The following is a 16,124-nucleotide window of genomic DNA, read 5'->3' as shown; positions in this document are numbered from 1 at the left end:
GGGGCGGGGGGGCGGGGGGGGGGGCGGGGGGGGGGGGGGGGGGGGGGGGGGGGGGGCCCCCGCCCCGGGGGGGGGGGGGGCGCCCGGGGGGGGGGCGGGGGGGGGGGGGGGGGGGGGCCCCCCCCCCCCCCCCAAGCAAGGGACGGGCAGGGGCGGAGGGGGCGAACAAACCCCACCCCAGGCCCACCCACCCGGCGGACGCCACCCATGGAACCCCCGACCCCGGGGACTCGTCTCCTCCCACGGAACCAACGGAGAGGCGCACATGCAACGGCGTACGTTCATAGGCGGGGTCGCCGCCACACTCGCGGCGACAGCCACAACCGCCTGCGAGGCCGGTGGCAGCACCGGCACCGCAACCGGCGCAACCAGCACCCCCCTCCGCACAACCACCAGCCCCAGCCCCAGCGCCAGTACCAAAGCCGCCGCGAACTGGACCGCCCTGGCCGCCGACCTGGACGGCACCCTGATCCGCCCCGGCGACGCCACCTGGCCAACCGCCCACCAGCTCTACAACACCCGCTTCGACACCCTGAAGCCCACCGCCGTCGCGTACGTCGCCAACGCGGACGACATCCGCACCACCATGGCCTACGCCCGCGCCCACGCCATCAAGATCTCGATCCGCAACGGCGGCCACTCCTACGGCGGCTGGTCCTCCGGAAACAGCCGGCTGGTCATCGACGTATCGAAGCTGAACAAGATCCGGGTGAGCGCCAACGAGGCGGTGGTGGGCGGCGGTTCCAAACTGATCGACGTCTACCGAGGCCTCGCCGCGAAGAGCGTCACGATTCCCGCCGGCTCCTGCCCCACCGTCGGCGTCTCCGGCCTCACCCTGGGCGGCGGCCACGGCGTGGTCTCCCGCGCGTACGGCCTGACCTGCGACAGCCTCACGCAGGCGACGCTGATCATGGCCGACGGCAAGCAGCTCACCGCGAACGCCACCGAGCACAAGGACCTCTTCTGGGCCCTGCGCGGCGCAGGCAACGGCAACTTCGGCATCGTCACCGAGCTCCGGTACAAGACGCATCCCGCGCCCCAGGCGGTCTCCGCCTACCTGACCTGGCCCTGGTCCAAGGCCGCCGCCGTGGTCAAGGCCTGGCAGGAGTGGGGCCCGACCCAGCCGGACGAGATCTGGTCCTCGTGCCACCTCGCGAACGCGTCCGGCGGCACCCCCACGATCTCCATAGCGGCGTTCTCCCTGGGCACGTACGGCGAACTCCAGAACGCCGTGGACCGCCTCGCCGACACGATCGGCGCCTCCGCGACCAGCGTCTCGCTGAAGCGCCGGTCCTACGAGGACTCGATGGAGGTGTACGCGGGCTGCTCGTCCTTCTCCACCGACGCCCAGTGTCACCTGCCGGGCTCGACCCCCGGCCGCTCCCCGCAGGGGGCGCTCGGCCGCGAGACGTACGCGGCACGCTCGGACTTCTTCGACCGTTCGCTGTCCTCAGCCGGTGTCCAGACCCTGCTGAACCAGCTCCCCACGGTCCGGGGCGGGGCGGGCAGCATCGCCCTGACGGCCCTCGGCGGCGCGATCAACCGCGTCTCCCCCACCTCCACGGCCTTCGTCCACCGCCGCTCACGGATGCTCGCCCAGTACATCGTCTCCTGGCAGGCCGGCACGTCCGGCACGACGGCTCAGTCCTGGCTGTCCGCCGCCCACAAGGCCATGTCCCCCTACGCCTCGGGCGCCGCCTACCAGAACTACGCGGACCCCACACTCACCGACTGGCGCAAGGCGTACTACGGCGACGCGGCTCCCCGCCTGACCACCCTGAAAAGGCTGTACGACCCGAGCCGCGTCTTCACGTTCCCGCAGGCGCTCTGAGCCAAGGACGCCCGGCGAGCACCCGCACCGCAAACGGCATCAAAAAGCGCACCGCGAACAGCTTCGAAACCCGCGTCAGGAACCGCAGCTCAGATCGAACTACGCAGCCAGATCCCGGTCCTCGGGCAGTTCCACCCGAGCCCCCGCGACCAGCGCTTCCCCTTCGGACGAGGACACCCCCCGCGCCCTGATCAGCCCGCCGATCCGCGCCGACCCCTCCACCGCCTTGGTCAGCGGCGTCAGCAGCAGCATGGCGAGCGGGGACAGCAGCAGGGCGACCGCCGTGCCGAGGGCGAAGCCGCCGATCACGTCCGTCGGGTAGTGCACGCCCAGGTAGACCTGGCAGAACCCCTCGACCAGCGCGAGCCCTATGCCGACCAGCCCGAACTTCCGGTGGGCGACGAAGAGTCCGACCGCCACCGCCATGGTGAGCGTCGCGTGGGCGCTGACGAAGGAGTAGTCGGTCTTGCCGGAGACGAGGACGTCCAGGTCCTGGTGGTCGACGAAGGGTCTGGGCCGCGCCACGAAACCCCGTATCGGAATGTTCACCAGCACCGCGATCGCGGCGGCCAGCGGCGCCCAGATCACCGCGGCCACGTTCACCGCGGAATCCTCGCCGCCCCGCCGCCGCACGGCCCACCAGCAGCCGGCCACCAGCAGGACCATCGCGATCAACAGCCCGTACTCACCCACGAACCCGATCCCGCGGTCGAACCACTGCGGCGCGTCCTTGGCCAGGCCATTGATGTCGTAGAGCAGGTTGACGTCGGGGTTGGAACCGGAATCGGCGAGTCCAGCCATGGCGCTTCGGCCCCTTCGTCGTCTTGCCCGCGCGCGCAGCCCTTCGTGCGGCGCTCTGTCCCACCCCCGTGGTCGTAGATCCGCTCTACGAGAAAAGGAACGCACACTCCCCTGATATACGTTCCACCCTCCACCGAATGATCACGCAGACGTTATCGAAGAGAGACACATCGCCGCAGCTCAGAGGGCAGGTTCAGACCGTCGTGGGCAATGCTTTCGCGCCATCTTCGGTCACTCGGGTGGCTCCGAAGTAATCGGGGGTGTCGACGGGGTCGAAGCGGATGACGGCACCCGTCCTGGGTGCGTCGATCATGTATCCGCCGCCCACGTAGATACCCACGTGCCGGATGGCCCGGGAGTCGGTGAGGTCGTCCGAGAAGAACACCAGGTCCCCCGGCATCAGCTCGTCCCGGGAGGGGTGCGGCCCGGCGTTGTACTGGTCGTTGGCAACCCGCGGAAGCGTGACCCCGACACTTTCGTACGCGGCCTTCGTCAACCCTGAGCAGTCGAAGCGTCCGCCCTGGTCAGCGGTACCGTTCCCGCCCCACAGGTAGGGCGTGCCGAGCTTCTCCTGGGCGTACGAGATGGCCGCCGCGGCCTGCTCTGAAGGGTCGACCCGGGTCACCGGCGCGGCGAAACTCGCCTGCAGCGTGGTGATCGTCTTCACGTAGTTCTGGGTCTCCTTGTACGGCGGTACGCCCCCGTACTTGATGACCGCGTACGCCCCCGCGTTGTAGGCGGCGAGCATGTTGTGCGTGGGGTCCCCCGGCGCGTCCTTCACGTACGAGGCGAGCTCGCAGTCGTACGAAGCGGCAGACGGAATCGCGTCATTCGGATCCCATACGTCGCGGTCTCCGTCCCCGTCGCCGTCGATTCCGTGGGTGGCCCACGTTCCCGGGATGAATTGCGCTATCCCCTGCGCCGCCGCCGGGCTCTGGGCGGTCGGATTGAACCCGCTCTCCTGGTACAACTGCGCGGCCAGCAGCGCCGGGTTGATGGCGCTGCACAGATTGCCCCACTTCTGTACGAGCGTCTGGTACGCGGCCGGCACGGCGCCCTTGGCGAGCGTGACCGCTCCTGCGCCGACCCCGCCCGCGAGGTTCCCCGCGACCAGGTAGACGCCGACGACGAGCACCATCACGAAGCTGAGCCCGCCCCCGACGGCGGCGATCGCCACGACCCATGCCTTACGCACCGTCAACCGCCCCTCACCGCCCGGGAGTCCGCCGAGGTCAGTGTAGAGGCGGGCCCTGTGCGACGGGATGATCACGCGCAAAGAGGCAGAGCGCACCTGTCGGCGGGCGGGGGGACGAAAACTCGACCGCGGCGGTCACATTTCGCCATGAGCCGATTCTTATCATTCGCCTATCAACTTCTAACGCTACCGATCACTCACTTAATGAAAGAGCCATTGTGGTGATTCGTGACGCCATGTGATCATCAAGTCGTCATGACGACGCACTAGGAATGCGCGTTCGCAAAGCCGCGTTCGCAAAGCCGATTCCCCACCCACGCCACCAGGTCACCGGCATTCCGTGCGCACCGACTTGGTGTGCCGACAGCACGTCCAGCCCCCCACTGGCACACGATCCGTGTGGAGAACTCATGCAAGGAAAATCGCGGGTCCCCCTTGCCCTGCCCCCGCTGAGCTACCCCTTCCCGTCAGAGATCAGCCCGTACGCGAACGAGATCGACGCGCAGGCCTTCGGCTGGGCCAGGCAGATGAACATCCTCGACTCCGCGATGACCGCCGAGTACGCAGGGCTGCGCGTCGGGCGCTTAGCAGGGCGGACCAGCCCGCGCAGCGAGCCGGTCGGTCTCCAACTGCTCGCGGACTGGCAGTTGTGGCTCTTCGCCTTCGACGACGCCTTCTGCGACGAGTCCGCCACGGGTGAGAATCCCGAACTGCTCGCGCGGACCGTCGTGGACTACCTGCGCATCATCGAGAATCCGGGCGAAGAGCCCGATGCCGGCGACCCGTTCATGGGAGCACTCGCCGATCTCAGGGACCGCATCCTCGCCCACTCGGCGCCCATGCAGTGGATGCGCTTCGTGCATTCGGTCACCGGCTACTTCCTCGCCCAGTGCTGGGAGGCCGCGAACCGAAGCCGGCAGACCGCTCCGACGCTGGTGGAGTACGTCCACATGCGCCGCCACAGCGGCGCCGTCCCCACCTGCATGGCCCTCATCGACGTGGCGGGAGGATTCGTTCTGCCGCAGGAGGACTTCGCGAACCCCCACGTGATGTCGCTGGCCCAGCAGGCCACCAACATCGCGTGCTGGGCCAACGACATCCTCTCCTACCCCAAGGAAGTGGCCCGCAGCCGGACCGTGCACAGCCTGCCTCCCATCCTCTCCACGCAGTACGGCATCGACATGCCCGAGGCGCTGCACCGTGCGGGGCAGATGCACGACCAGGCGGTGCGCCAGTACCTCGAACAGGAAGCCACCGCCCGGGCCCGGGCCGGCACGCAACTCCACCGCTATCTCGACGACCTGAGGTTCTGGATGACGGGAAACCTCGACTGGTCCCTGGAGACGCGCCGTTACAACGCCGTCGACGCTCTCGACGAAGTGAGGCCGGCATGACTGCGACCGCCGTCGTACCCACCGCCCCTGGACGGCTCCCCCTGATCGGGCATGCCGTACCCCTCCAGCGAAACCCCCTTCAGTTCCTCGCTCGGCTGGGAGAACTCGGCCCCGTCGTCAAACTCCATCTCGGGCCGCTGCCCGTGTACGTGGTCACCCGGCCGGAAATCCTGCACGAAATCCTCGTCACCAAGGCCGACAGTTTCGAAAAGGGCCAACTCTTCGACAAGGCCCGGCACTTCCTCGGAAACGGCATCATGACGTCCGGCGGTGAATTCCACCGCCGCCAGCGCCGCCTCCTGCAGCCCGCGTTCCACCGGCAGAAGATCAACCACTACTTCACGGCGATGGACGAAAAGGCCCAGGAACTCGCGGAGAGCTGGAAACCCGGACAGCCGGTCGAGCTCATGAGGAGTCTCGACGAGCTCGCGCTGGCCATCGTCACCGCCACGCTGTTCACCACCGACCTCGGCCGGCAGGCGGTCGACGAGATCCAGAAGAGCCTGCCGATCGTGGTGGACGGCGTCACCTGGCGGACCTTGTTCCCGGTCGACGGACTGCACCGGCTTCCCACTCCGGCGAACCGGCGCTTCAACAACGCCCACGAACGGATCCGCGAGGTCATCGACCAGGTCATCGCCGCGTACCGCACCGACGGAACCGACCACGACGACCTCCTCTCCCTCGTCCTCGCCGCTCGCGACGACGAAACAGGACAGGGCATGACCGACCTTCAGGTACGCGACGAGCTGGTCACGCTGATGCTCGCCGGTGCCGAGACCGTGGGCAGCTCCATCGGCTCGGTCCTGTACGAACTGGGTCGCCACCCGGACGTACAGGACCGCGTACGCGCCGAACTGGACCGCGTGCTCCAGGGCCGTCCGATCACCGCCGAGGATCTCCCGAGACTCGAGTACACCGGCCGCGTACTGACCGAATCCCTGCGCCTGCACGCCCCGACCTGGCTGCTGATGCGACGCACCAGGACCGACGTCACGCTGGGCGCCGCTCAACTGCCCGCCGGCAGCGAGGTCCTGTTCAGCATCTCGACCCTGCATCGCGATCCCGCCGTCTACGACGAGCCGCTCGCCTTCGATCCGGACCGCTGGCTGCGGATCTCGGTCAAGGACCTTCCCCGCGGTGCCTATCTCCCGTTCGGAGAGGGCAACCGCCAGTGCATCGGCAACACGTTCGCCTGGATGGAGATGATCGTCGTCCTCGCCGCGATCCTGTCCCGCTGGAAGCTGACCCCGGCGCCGGGACCGGCCCCCAAGCACCTGTACCGCGTGATCTCCCGCCTGGACCACGTCACCATGACGCTCACCCCGCACACGGGACCGACAGAAGACTGAGGTGAACGAGGGCGGAGACCGGCGGCACGCACATAGCCGTCGCCTCTCCGCCCTCCGCTCTCTCCGCCCTCCGAGCTTGCCGAGCTTGCCGAGCACGAGAACAGTCGGTCAGTTGGTCAGTTGGTCCGCCGGCCCCGCCGGCCCGCCGGAGGCGAAAACCGATGGACCTGACCGGCCCGACGGTCCTAACCTCGCCCGGTCCAGGCATTGCTGCTTCCGATGAGGTGCTTCTGATGACGGTCCAGACCAGCGCGGCCAAGTCCCACCGGCCGCCGACCGCGCCCATCACCACCGCTGCAGCCACCTTGGACCGAAGGAACCCCAGAAGTGGATCTCCCACGTAGCTTCACCATCCGCGAGAGCGGCCATCGCATCCACAACCCGTTCACCAGCGAGAAGCTGGCCACCCTGGGCCGCGCGCTCAACCCGCCGCCGGGGACCCGGATGCTCGATCTCGCCTGCGGGACCGGCGAGATGCTGTGCACCTGGGCGCGGGACCACCAGCTCACCGGCACCGGCGTGGACATCAGCACCGTGTTCCTCGACGGAGCCCGCACCCGAGCCGCCGAACTGGGTGTCGCCGACCGCGTCGGCTTCACGCACGGGGACGCGTCCGGCCACGTCTCCGACGAACCGGTCGGCATCGCCGCGTGCCTCGGCGCCACCTGGATCGGCGGCGGACCGGCCGGCACCGTCGAACTCCTCCGCCGCAGCCTGGCCCCCGGCGGCATGATCCTGATCGGCGAGCCGTACTGGCGCCGCGACCCACCGGACCGGACGACCGTCGAGGCCTGCCACGCCTCCGCCAAGGAGGACTTCCGCCCCCTGCCGGAGCTGCTCGAACAGTTCGGCGAACTCGGCTGCGACGTGGTCGAGATGGTCCTCGCCGACCAGGACAGCTGGGACCGCTATGTCGCGGCCCAGTGGCTCAACATCCGCCGCTGGCTCGACGCGAACCCCGACGACGAACTGGCCCCCGAAATGCGAGCGGAACTCATGACCGCCCCCGCCCACCACGCCCGCTACCAACGCGAGTACCTCGGCTGGGGAGTCTTCGCCCTGATGAACCGCTGACACACCCTCAGTGAGCCCCGGCAATACCGTGCCGGGGCTCACGCCTGGCCGAGCGAGTCCGCGACGCGGAGCCTGGCGTCGCGTGCTTCCTTGGTGGCTTTCACCAGTTCCGCCCGCTGCTCGATGAGCCGCTGCTGGTACGCGGACTCCACCGTGAAGGAGACCCCGACCAGGTTGGTACGCGTCTTGCAGTCGAGGTCGGCGCGGGCGGTCGCGATGGCGTCGGCGCCGGTGCCGTCACCGAGCTTCGGGTCGGAGAGCGGCGCGAGGGGGTTCGCGTAGTGATAGCCCTGCCCCGCCATGCAGTCCGACCAGGCCCTGACGACCTTTCGCACCCGGGAGTCCTGCTGGGTCTGCTGGAAGGAGGTGAAGCCGAGCTGTTGGGTCAGAGTGAAGTCGGCACCCTTGGGCGAGTGTGCGTCGAGACCTCGATTGGCCTCGCCGATGCAGCCGCCCTGAGGCACGGCCCGGCCGTCGAGGCTGGAGGCGCCCTCCCCGTACAGGACGGTCTGCTCGTCCGCTCCGAGTTCGGGAGTCGCCGGGTGAGCCTCGGCACCGGCGGCCAGGCCGTATCCATTCCTTGCCGCGAGGCTGGAATCCGTAATTCCATATCTGCGGCTGTTGGAATCCGCGGATCCCCCCTTGACGGCCGGCACATCGACCTTGTACGAGAATTCAAAGCGCCGCATGCACCGGTCGATGAGGACGAGCCGTGCACGGTCGAACTCGCGCACCTGTCCGGCCGTCGGAAGATAGGATTCCAGCGGAAGCCTAAGATCCTTGGTCGAGAGCGTCGTGAGTGGATTTCCGATGTCCGGCTCTGAGCTTTCCTTCCCGCTTGCGGCGGAAACACAGCCGCTGATCGCGAGAAGGGCGGAAAATACACCTGCCAGACTCAGTGCAGGGCGCAGGAGAGAGCGGCGTTCGTGCGTAGGCATCGTGAACTCCGACACGCTTCGGTAGAATTCCATGGAGCGCTGCTCTGCCCAACTCCAATGGGCAGAGCAGCGTTCACTGTGGACTATCAGTTGGCGTCGTAGTAGTACGCCGAGGAAATCTTGTTCTTGAAGGTCGTCGACGCGTTGCCGACGTAGCCCGGGTCGAGCCACCCCTCCGAGCCGCCCGCCCCGGCGTTGGTGTACACGTACCAGGTGAGCGAGTCGCGGTTCCGGTAGGACTCGGTGTTGTCGTTCGCCGAGATGCTGGTGCCCGGGAACACGTCACCGCTGAAGTTGGTGTCCGAGACGAACAGGTCAAAGACCGTGCCGCTCGATCCGGTGACGTAGTACAGGCCGAACTCGCCGACCTCCACCACACCGTTCTTGCCGGTGGCGGCGGATGCCGATCCGGCGGTGGCGATGCCCGCGGTGCCCAGGGCGGCCAGGGCCACACCGGTCACCGCGAGCTGCCGCAGATGCTGTCTGGTTCCACTACGCATGATTCTCCAGAAGCCTGAAGGAATATCTGACGCGGTCCGGTCAGGAGGACCGGACACTGGTCATCTCATCAGGCGACGGAGCGGGTTGCCATTGTCCTTCGGGACACTTCTTCGCGTGGTACGCCGCGGATACCATGCAGGCCTGCAGACGCGAGTCGACGGAAAGTTTCTGCACGATGCTGGCCACGTGCGCCTTGGCAGTACGCTCGGTGATGTGCAGAGCCCTGGAGAGTTCGCGATTGGACAGCCCACCGGAAAGCAGATGGAAGACGTCCATTTCACGGTTGCTCAGTAACGCGACTCTTGGTAATGCAGCGTTGAGACTGGTGGCGAGTCTGATTTCTGGATGACAGTTGATCAATTCACAGGTCGGGCAACGATCGATCTTGTTCGTGAAGCCACGCCCCCCTGTAGCGCGATCCCCGGAATGATGTTGCTTTGCCTCTTCGGCACCTCTGTGATATTGCGTCACTCAAACGACTGTACTCCCGGAGCAGTGAATTCCGGGAGTCGATTGTTTCCGGTGCATGAAGTCAGCCAGTGCCCTCGTGCGCCGGCAGCGTGAAGACGACCACCAGTCCGCCGCCCGCGCCGGGCACCGCGGTCGCGTCGCCGCCGTGCATGCGGGCCACCGAACGGACGATCGAAAGGCCGAGACCGGTGCCATGGGCGGAGCCCACGCGGTCGGTGAGGCGGCGGAAGGGTTCGAAGAGCCCGGGGATCTCGTAGTCGGCGATATCGGGACCGGTGTTCTCCACGGTGAGCGTCACCCGGCCGTTGTCACGGGTCACCGCCGTACGCACCCAGCCGCCCGCCGTGTTGTAGCGGACCGCGTTCTGCAACAGGTTCTGCGCCGCCCGCTCCAGGAGTACGGGGTCGCCCTTGACCGGTGCCGCCCCGGCACGCACGGTCAGGGCGACGTCGGCCCGCTCGGCCTCCGGTCCGACGGTGTCGGCGGCGCGTTTCACCACGTCGGCGAGGTCGAAGGGGACCGGGTCGACGACGGCGTGCTGGGATCGGGCCAGGGTGAGCAGACCGTCGATCATCCGTTCGTGGCGGGCGTTGACCTCCAGCAGGGTCTCGCCCAGTCGGGCCACCTCGGCCGGGGAATCTGGCCGCCCCATGGCGACCTCGATCAGCGTCCGGTTGATCACCAGCGGCGTCTTCAGCTCGTGGGAGGCGTTGGCGACGAAGCGCCGCTGCCCGTCGAAGGCGGAGTCGAGCCGGGACAGCATGTCGTCGAAGGTGTCGGCGAGTTCCCGGAGTTCGTCCTTGGGACCTGTCAGGCCGATCCGCTCATGCAGACTGCGGTCCGCGACCCGCCTCGCCGTGGAGGTGATCTGCTTGATCGGGCGGAGAACTCGACCGGAAACCACCCACCCGATGACCAGCCCACCCCCCGCGAGGGCTGCCAGAGCAAGACCGCCGTCGCTGAGCAGCGGATTGAGCGTGCGCTCCCGGAAATCGCCGCGCAGTTGCTCGGTCGCAGCAGCCACCTGCGGCTTGACCGCGGTCTCGAACTCCTCGGACGTCTGCCCCGACGCAGGGGAGTAGAGCGAGCGGACATCGATACTCTGCCGGTCGATGATCCTGTCGAGCAGCAGATAGATGACGACCAGCAGCGTGGCGCCGGTCAGGACGACGAGCCCGCCGTACAGCAGGGTCAGCCGGACGCGGATGGTCCAGTGGCGGGGGTTCACGGTACGGCGGTTCACGGGGCGGCGGCTCACGGTGGGTGGGTCCCCGGTACGGCGGTTCACGGTACGGCGGTTCGCGGTGCGCGGGTTCACCGCATGCGGTCTCACAGCACGGGGGCGGCTCACGGTATGCGGTATCCGATTCCAGGGACGGTTTCCACCACGGGCGGCTCACCGAGCTTGCGGCGCAGCGTCATGACGGCCACCCGCACGACGTTGGTGAACGGGTCGATGTTCTCGTCCCAGGCCCGCTCCAGGAGCTGTTCCGTACTGACGACCGTACCTTCGGCGCGCAACAGCTCCTCCAGTACGGCGAATTCCTTCTTCGACAGCGATACGTAGTGACCGTCGCGGAAGACCTCCCGGCGGCCGGGATCGAGTGAGATCCCCGTGCGTGCGAGCACGGGCGGCGAGGCGGGACGGGCCCGGCGGCTCAACGCCCTTACCCGGGCAACGAGTTCGGCGAAGGCGAACGGCTTGACGAGATAGTCGTCCGCGCCGAGGGACAGCCCGGAGACCCGGTCGGCGATCTCCCCGGAGACCGTCAGCATCAGGATCCGGGTGTCCCAGCCCGCCGCGACCACCTGTCGGCAGACCTCGTCGCCGTGCACGCGTGGGAGGTCCCGGTCCAGGACGAGGACGTCGTACTCGTTGACGCCCATCCGTTCCAGGGCGGCGGCACCGTCGTAGGCGATGTCCACCGCCAGTGCCTCCTGGCGCAGCCCCTCGGCGATGGCGTCGGCCAGCAGCACCTCATCCTCGACGACGAGTACGCGCACAGTTCCCCCGCTCCCGTGGACGGGCCAGATCTCCCGCTTCCGTGGACGGGTCATGCTGCCGGGCCCTGTGTAAGCCGCTCATAAGGATTTTCCCTCACAACTGGCTTACACGGCGAGCGCTGTGATGGCGGTCGGCAAACGGGAGGGAGCCGCAGATGACCAGAATCCGATCGACCCGATTGACCATGCTGGCCGCAGTGCCGCTGACCGCGCTGATTTTCGGCATCACCGGCTGTGGCGGGGGCGGTGACGATCCGGGCGTGGCGACCGCGCAGTCCGCCGGGGGCGGGGTGAGCGAGTCCGGCGGTGACGTGGCGCAGCAGGCCCAGAAGTACGCGAACTGCCTCAAGGACGCGGGCGTGACGATGACGCAGGGCGCCGACGGAACGCTTGAGGTGGACAAGGCCAAGACTCCGCAGGCGACGATTCTCCAGGCGTCCGAGAAGTGCCGGACCCTTCAGCCCGACGCTGTCGCCACCGATGTGCCGCAGATTTCGGCCGAAGACCTGGAGAAGCGCCGGCAGTACGCGGCCTGTATCCGTGAGCACGGGGTGAAGGACTATCCGGACCCGGATCCCCGGACCGGGGAGTCGGTCCTCGACGACGAACTGGCGCGGCAGCTCAAGACGGACGACACGTTCCAGGCGGCGCTCACGGAATGCCGCAACGTCCTGCCCTCGCCCAGTTCGAGCGGGGTGCGTGGGGGATGAGCACGCGCTCTGTCCGGCGCCGCCGGGGCACGATCCTGACCGTGGTCCTGACGGCAGCCGTCGCCGCGTCGGTCGCTGCCGCGGCCCTCGGCTTCGGCGGGTCGTCCCCGGCCGGTACGGACAAGGCGGCGGACAGCCCCGAGAAGACGACCACCATCACGCGCCGGACCCTCACCGACGAGACCACGGTCGCGGGCCGACTCGGCTACGGGGCCGCCACGGCCGTCGAGTCCAGGGCGACGGGCACGCTGACCTGGCTGCCTGCCGTGGGAAAGACGATCGGCCGAGGCGGTGTGCTGCTGCGGGCGGACAACGAACCGGTGGTTCTCCTGTACGGAGCCCTGCCCATGTACCGCACACTCACGGCGGCTGTCCCGGCACCTCCGCCGACTCCATCGACTCCATCGCAGACGGACACGGAGTCGGCGTCCGAGTCGGCGTCCGAGTCGGCGTCCGGGTCGCGGACGAGCTCGGAGTCCGGGACGGAGACAGGCTCGGACTCCGGGGCCGAGGCGGCAACGGACGCCGAGACCACCGGCACAGCTCCCGCGGCGGACACCCAGCCGGAACCGGCCGCCGCAACCCCGGCGACCCACGGCCCCGACGTCGAGCAGTTCGAGCGGAACCTGCGGGCGCTCGGTTACGAAGGCTTCACCGTCGACCAGGAGTTCACCGACCTCACAGCAAAGGCAGTGAAACGCTGGCAGAAGGACCTCGGCCTGCCACGGACCGGACAGGTCGCCATCGACCAGGTCGTGTACACCGCCGGTCCGGTGCGGATCGCCTCGCACTCCGCCAAGATCGGGGCGTCCGCCACCGGCGAGATGCTGACCGGCACCGCCACGACCAAGGTGGTCACCGTCGACGTCCGCGCGGCCGACACCGCCTGGGCGGTCAAGGGGACGAAGGTGACGGTCGCCCTGCCTGGCGGGAAGACGGTTGCGGGGACGGTGTCCAGCGTGGGTACCGACGCCACCGCGGCCCAGGCTTCCGGAGAGGGCGGCCAGGGCGACGATCCGGCCACCGGCACGGACACCGCCACCGTGCCCGTCACCGTCACCGTCGCCCGCCAGACGGCTCTCGGGGGCCTGGAGACGACGCCGGTCGACGTCCGCCACACCGTCGAGACCCGCAAGGATGTCCTGGCGGTTCCGGTCGCGGCGCTGCTCGCCCTTGCCGAGGGCGGCTACGGGCTGGAGACGGTGGAAGGCACCCACACCGCCATCGTCGCCGTACGCACCGGCCTCTTCGCCGACGGCTGGGTCGAGGTGAGCGGATCCGGCATCAGCGCGGGCCAGCACGTGGGGATACCCGGATGAGCCCGACCGGCCCGACAGGCCCGGCAGGCCCGACCGGCCCGGCAAGCGCGGCAAGCGCGGCAAGCGCCATGAGCAGCACAAGAGTGGTCGAGCTGAAGGACGTGTCCAAGTCCTATCCCGGCGGAGTGGTCGCACTTCGGGACGTCGACCTCGCCATCGACTACGGCGAAATGCTGGGCATCGTCGGCCCGTCCGGTTCCGGCAAGTCCACCCTGCTGCACATCGTCGGCACCCTCGACCGGCCCTCCGCCGGCACGGTCCGTATCGCCGGGCACGACATCGCCGGGCTCTCGGACCGCAAGGTGTCGGCACTGCGAGCCCGGCGCATCGGCTTCGTCTTCCAGCAGTTCCATCTCGCCGCCGGAGTGCCCGTACTGGACAACGTCGCCGACGGCCTGCTGTACGCGGGCCTGCCGCTGCGCGAGCGCAGGCGGGAGGCGGCAGAGGCGCTGGAACGCGTACGGCTCGACCACCGGCTCGACCACCTGCCGCACCAGCTCTCCGGCGGCGAGCGGCAGCGCGTGGCGATCGCCCGCGCGGTCGTCGGGTCACCGGCGCTGCTGCTCGCCGACGAGCCGACCGGCAACCTCGACTCGTCGGCCGGCGAGGCGGTGATGAAGGTACTGCGAGACCTGCACACGGCTGGGACGACAGTCGTCGTCATCACCCACGACCGGGAGATCGCGGCGGAACTACCGCGTCAGGTACACGTCCGTGACGGCAGGGCGACGGGCGGCGAATCATGAGATCGCGCACGGAAGGACGTGAACGAACGGGTGCGGACCCTCGTACGGAACTCGTCCCCGCCCGGCTGGGCGCCGCCGATGTGGCCCGCGTCGGCGCGGCGGGACTGCGCGCCCGTCCGCTGCGGGCCGTACTGTCCGCGCTCGGGATCGCCATCGGCATCGCCGCCATGCTGGCCGTCGTCGGTATCTCGACCTCCAGCCGGGCCGATCTGAACCGCACGCTGGACCGGCTCGGCACCAATCTCCTCACCGTCGAACCGGGCAGCACCATGTTCGGTGACGCCGCCCGGCTCCCCGGGGAATCGGTCGCGATGGTCGGCCGTATCGGCCCCGTGCAGTCGGTCGCCGCCGTCGGCCGGGTCACCGCGCACGTCTACCGCAACGACCATATTCCGGCCGGGCAGACCGGCAGTATCGCCGTGGTGGCGGTCCAGCCCGGGCTACCGACAGCGGTCGGCAGCCATATGCACCGGGGGGTATGGCTCAACGAGGCGACCTCGCGCTATCCGGGCGTGGTGCTCGGGGCGGCGGCCGCACGACGGCTGGACATCCGTGAGCCCGGGACGCGGGTGTGGCTGGGGAATCAGTGGTTCGGCGTCACCGGCATCCTCGAACCGGTCCCGCTGGCGGACGAACTGGACAGCTCCGCGATGGTCGGCTGGCCCGCCGCCGAACAGTTCCTCTCCTTCGACGGCCACCCCACCGAGTTGTACGTACGATCCGCCGAGCCCTCCGTCGAAGCCGTACGCACCGTGCTGGCGTCCACGGTCAACCCCGAGGCGCCGTCCGAGGTCCAGGTCTCCAGGCCGTCGGACGCGCTGGCCGCCCAGCGCGCCGCCGACTCGACACTCGGCGCGCTGCTGCTCGGGCTCGGTGCGGTGGCGCTGCTCGTCGGCGGCATCGGGGTGGCCAACACCATGGTGATCTCCGTACTGGAACGGCGCCCCGAGATAGGCCTGCGCCGCGCGCTGGGCGCCACCCGTGGCCAGATCCGGCTCCAGTTCCTCGCCGAGTCCCTCCTGCTGTCCGCGCTCGGCGGCGCCGGAGGCCTGCTCCTGGGCATCGGCGTGACCACGGCGTACGCGACCACCCAGGACTGGCCCACGGTCGTCCCCCTGTGGGCCATGGTCGGCGGCGCCGGAGCGACCCTGCTGATCGGCGCGACAGCGGGCCTCTACCCAGCCGTACGGGCGTCGCGCCTCTCCCCCACCGAAGCGCTGGCCTAGCCCCCCGCTCGCGCACACTCCGCCCACAGCAACTTCCCGCCCTTCGAGGCCCCGAGCTCCCGCAGCACGGACACACCCCACGCGTCCGCACAGGCCCGTACGAGGTGCAGGCCACGGCCGTGTTCGGAGTCTTCCGGGGGTACGAGGACGGGGGCGCCCTTCTCCGAGAAGCCCGGCGGGACGGTGGGATCGGTGTCCCAGACCGCGATACGGAGCCGGTCGGGCTCGGCGGCGAACAGGCGCAGGGCGTACGGGCCCCGGGTGTGCAGATGGGCGTTGGTGAGCAGCTCGGACGCCAACAGTTCGGCGGTGGGGGTGAGTTCGGTGAGGTCGTGGGCGGTGAGGATGGTACGGAGGGTGGCCCGTGCGATACCGGGGGCACGGGGATCGTGCGGGAGCTGAAGGGTGTAGGTCCAGGACGGGGATACGGTTGCCATGGGAAGTCTCCCGGTTCGGTGGTGAGTTGGGTGGGTTTGGTTACGTTGCCCAGTGACCGCGGCCGCTCCGTCGAGCGGGGTGCTTCTGGGCGAGGCGCCCGCGCACTAAAGTAGCGGTGTCCCGT

At 69.0% G+C, this 16,124-nt stretch carries 16 protein-coding genes; 8 read left to right on the top strand and 8 right to left on the bottom strand.

What is annotated here, in order from left to right:
* The first annotated feature begins 265 nt into the window (after nt 1-265).
* Nucleotides 266-1,831, top strand: coding sequence for an FAD-binding oxidoreductase (locus ACFYPC_RS36545; protein ID WP_391891650.1), 1,566 nt, complete (start codon nt 266-268; stop codon nt 1,829-1,831).
* Nucleotides 1,832-1,930: 99 nt separating this feature from the next.
* Here the strand turns inward: ACFYPC_RS36545 and ACFYPC_RS36540 are convergent, their stop codons facing one another.
* On the bottom strand, nt 1,931-2,632 hold the full coding sequence (locus ACFYPC_RS36540) for a phosphatase PAP2 family protein (RefSeq protein WP_391891649.1): 702 nt from the start codon (nt 2,630-2,632) through the stop codon (nt 1,931-1,933).
* Nucleotides 2,633-2,825: 193 nt separating this feature from the next.
* Nucleotides 2,826-3,833: an NlpC/P60 family protein gene (locus ACFYPC_RS36535; RefSeq protein ID WP_391891648.1), complete on the bottom strand. Its 1,008-nt coding sequence runs from the start codon at nt 3,831-3,833 to the stop codon at nt 2,826-2,828.
* Nucleotides 3,834-4,237: 404 nt separating this feature from the next.
* On the opposite strand from ACFYPC_RS36535, the gene ACFYPC_RS36530 reads away from it, so the two are divergent.
* The 3 genes from ACFYPC_RS36530 (at nt 4,238) to ACFYPC_RS36520 (ending at nt 7,647) form a co-directional block, all read left to right on the top strand.
* Nucleotides 4,238-5,221, top strand: a complete 984-nt coding sequence (locus tag ACFYPC_RS36530; RefSeq protein WP_391891647.1) for a hypothetical protein — start codon at nt 4,238-4,240, stop codon at nt 5,219-5,221.
* Nucleotides 5,218-6,573 carry a cytochrome P450 gene (locus tag ACFYPC_RS36525; RefSeq protein ID WP_391891646.1) on the top strand — a complete coding sequence of 452 codons (1,356 nt, stop codon included), beginning with the start codon at nt 5,218-5,220 and terminating at the stop codon, nt 6,571-6,573. The genes ACFYPC_RS36530 and ACFYPC_RS36525 overlap by 4 nt, the downstream gene beginning before the upstream one ends.
* Before the next feature lie 327 nt (nt 6,574-6,900).
* Nucleotides 6,901-7,647 (top strand): SAM-dependent methyltransferase, encoded by a 747-nt coding sequence (locus ACFYPC_RS36520; RefSeq protein ID WP_391891645.1) that lies wholly within the window; start codon nt 6,901-6,903, stop codon nt 7,645-7,647.
* 38 nt (nt 7,648-7,685) lie between these two features.
* Here the strand turns inward: ACFYPC_RS36520 and ACFYPC_RS36515 are convergent, their stop codons facing one another.
* The 5 genes from ACFYPC_RS36515 to ACFYPC_RS36495 all read right to left on the bottom strand — a co-directional run bounded on the left by ACFYPC_RS36515 (nt 7,686) and on the right by ACFYPC_RS36495 (nt 11,561).
* The gene (locus tag ACFYPC_RS36515; RefSeq protein WP_391891644.1) at nt 7,686-8,336 is read right to left on the bottom strand and encodes a hypothetical protein; all 651 of its coding nucleotides are present in this window, start codon (nt 8,334-8,336) and stop codon (nt 7,686-7,688) included.
* Nucleotides 8,337-8,671: 335 nt separating this feature from the next.
* Entirely contained in the window at nt 8,672-9,085 is a 414-nt protein-coding gene (locus tag ACFYPC_RS36510) for a peptidase inhibitor family I36 protein (protein WP_391891643.1), read from the bottom strand.
* A 40-nt stretch (nt 9,086-9,125) separates the two neighbouring features.
* Nucleotides 9,126-9,557, bottom strand: coding sequence for a LuxR C-terminal-related transcriptional regulator (locus tag ACFYPC_RS36505; RefSeq protein ID WP_391891642.1), 432 nt, complete (start codon nt 9,555-9,557; stop codon nt 9,126-9,128).
* A 61-nt stretch (nt 9,558-9,618) separates the two neighbouring features.
* Complete coding sequence (locus ACFYPC_RS36500; protein WP_391891641.1) at nt 9,619-10,815, bottom strand: sensor histidine kinase; 1,197 nt, start codon at nt 10,813-10,815, stop codon at nt 9,619-9,621.
* Nucleotides 10,816-10,904: 89 nt separating this feature from the next.
* Nucleotides 10,905-11,561: a response regulator transcription factor gene (locus ACFYPC_RS36495; RefSeq protein ID WP_391891651.1), complete on the bottom strand. Its 657-nt coding sequence runs from the start codon at nt 11,559-11,561 to the stop codon at nt 10,905-10,907.
* Between the two features lie 155 nt (nt 11,562-11,716).
* On the opposite strand from ACFYPC_RS36495, the gene ACFYPC_RS36490 reads away from it, so the two are divergent.
* From ACFYPC_RS36490 to ACFYPC_RS36475, 4 genes are all read left to right on the top strand, one after another.
* Entirely contained in the window at nt 11,717-12,271 is a 555-nt protein-coding gene (locus ACFYPC_RS36490; protein ID WP_391891640.1) for a hypothetical protein, read from the top strand.
* Nucleotides 12,268-13,590: a peptidoglycan-binding protein gene (locus tag ACFYPC_RS36485; RefSeq protein WP_391891639.1), complete on the top strand. Its 1,323-nt coding sequence runs from the start codon at nt 12,268-12,270 to the stop codon at nt 13,588-13,590. The genes ACFYPC_RS36490 and ACFYPC_RS36485 overlap by 4 nt, the downstream gene beginning before the upstream one ends.
* Nucleotides 13,591-13,658: 68 nt before the next feature.
* On the top strand, nt 13,659-14,336 hold the full coding sequence (locus ACFYPC_RS36480; protein ID WP_391891638.1) for an ABC transporter ATP-binding protein: 678 nt from the start codon (nt 13,659-13,661) through the stop codon (nt 14,334-14,336).
* Complete coding sequence (locus ACFYPC_RS36475; protein ID WP_391891637.1) at nt 14,333-15,562, top strand: ABC transporter permease; 1,230 nt, start codon at nt 14,333-14,335, stop codon at nt 15,560-15,562. The genes ACFYPC_RS36480 and ACFYPC_RS36475 overlap by 4 nt, the downstream gene beginning before the upstream one ends.
* Here the strand turns inward: ACFYPC_RS36475 and ACFYPC_RS36470 are convergent.
* Entirely contained in the window at nt 15,559-15,999 is a 441-nt protein-coding gene (locus ACFYPC_RS36470) for an ATP-binding protein (RefSeq protein ID WP_391891636.1), read from the bottom strand. The two genes, ACFYPC_RS36475 and ACFYPC_RS36470, sit on opposite strands and share 4 nt — an antisense overlap.
* Nucleotides 16,000-16,124: the final 125 nt, after the last annotated feature.

Origin of the sequence: Streptomyces sp. NPDC005808, assembly GCF_042871385.1 — a bacterium.
Taxonomy (GTDB): Bacteria; Actinomycetota; Actinomycetes; order Streptomycetales; family Streptomycetaceae; genus Streptomyces.
The sequence above is the reverse complement of the archived record's forward strand: the minus strand, read 5'-3'. Positions and strand labels throughout refer to the sequence as shown.

Coding starts and splice junctions, on each gene's coding strand:
- ACFYPC_RS36545 (WP_391891650.1), top strand. CDS start 266: ATGCAACGGCGTACGTTCATAGGCGGGGTCGCCGCCACACTCGCGGCG.
- ACFYPC_RS36540 (WP_391891649.1), bottom strand. CDS start 2,632: ATGGCTGGACTCGCCGATTCCGGTTCCAACCCCGACGTCAACCTGCTC.
- ACFYPC_RS36530 (WP_391891647.1), top strand. CDS start 4,238: ATGCAAGGAAAATCGCGGGTCCCCCTTGCCCTGCCCCCGCTGAGCTAC.
- ACFYPC_RS36525 (WP_391891646.1), top strand. CDS start 5,218: ATGACTGCGACCGCCGTCGTACCCACCGCCCCTGGACGGCTCCCCCTG.
- ACFYPC_RS36515 (WP_391891644.1), bottom strand. CDS start 8,336: ATGCGGCGCTTTGAATTCTCGTACAAGGTCGATGTGCCGGCCGTCAAG.
- ACFYPC_RS36510 (WP_391891643.1), bottom strand. CDS start 9,085: ATGCGTAGTGGAACCAGACAGCATCTGCGGCAGCTCGCGGTGACCGGT.
- ACFYPC_RS36490 (WP_391891640.1), top strand. CDS start 11,717: ATGACCAGAATCCGATCGACCCGATTGACCATGCTGGCCGCAGTGCCG.
- ACFYPC_RS36485 (WP_391891639.1), top strand. CDS start 12,268: ATGAGCACGCGCTCTGTCCGGCGCCGCCGGGGCACGATCCTGACCGTG.
- ACFYPC_RS36480 (WP_391891638.1), top strand. CDS start 13,659: ATGAGCAGCACAAGAGTGGTCGAGCTGAAGGACGTGTCCAAGTCCTAT.
- ACFYPC_RS36475 (WP_391891637.1), top strand. CDS start 14,333: ATGAGATCGCGCACGGAAGGACGTGAACGAACGGGTGCGGACCCTCGT.
- ACFYPC_RS36470 (WP_391891636.1), bottom strand. CDS start 15,999: ATGGCAACCGTATCCCCGTCCTGGACCTACACCCTTCAGCTCCCGCAC.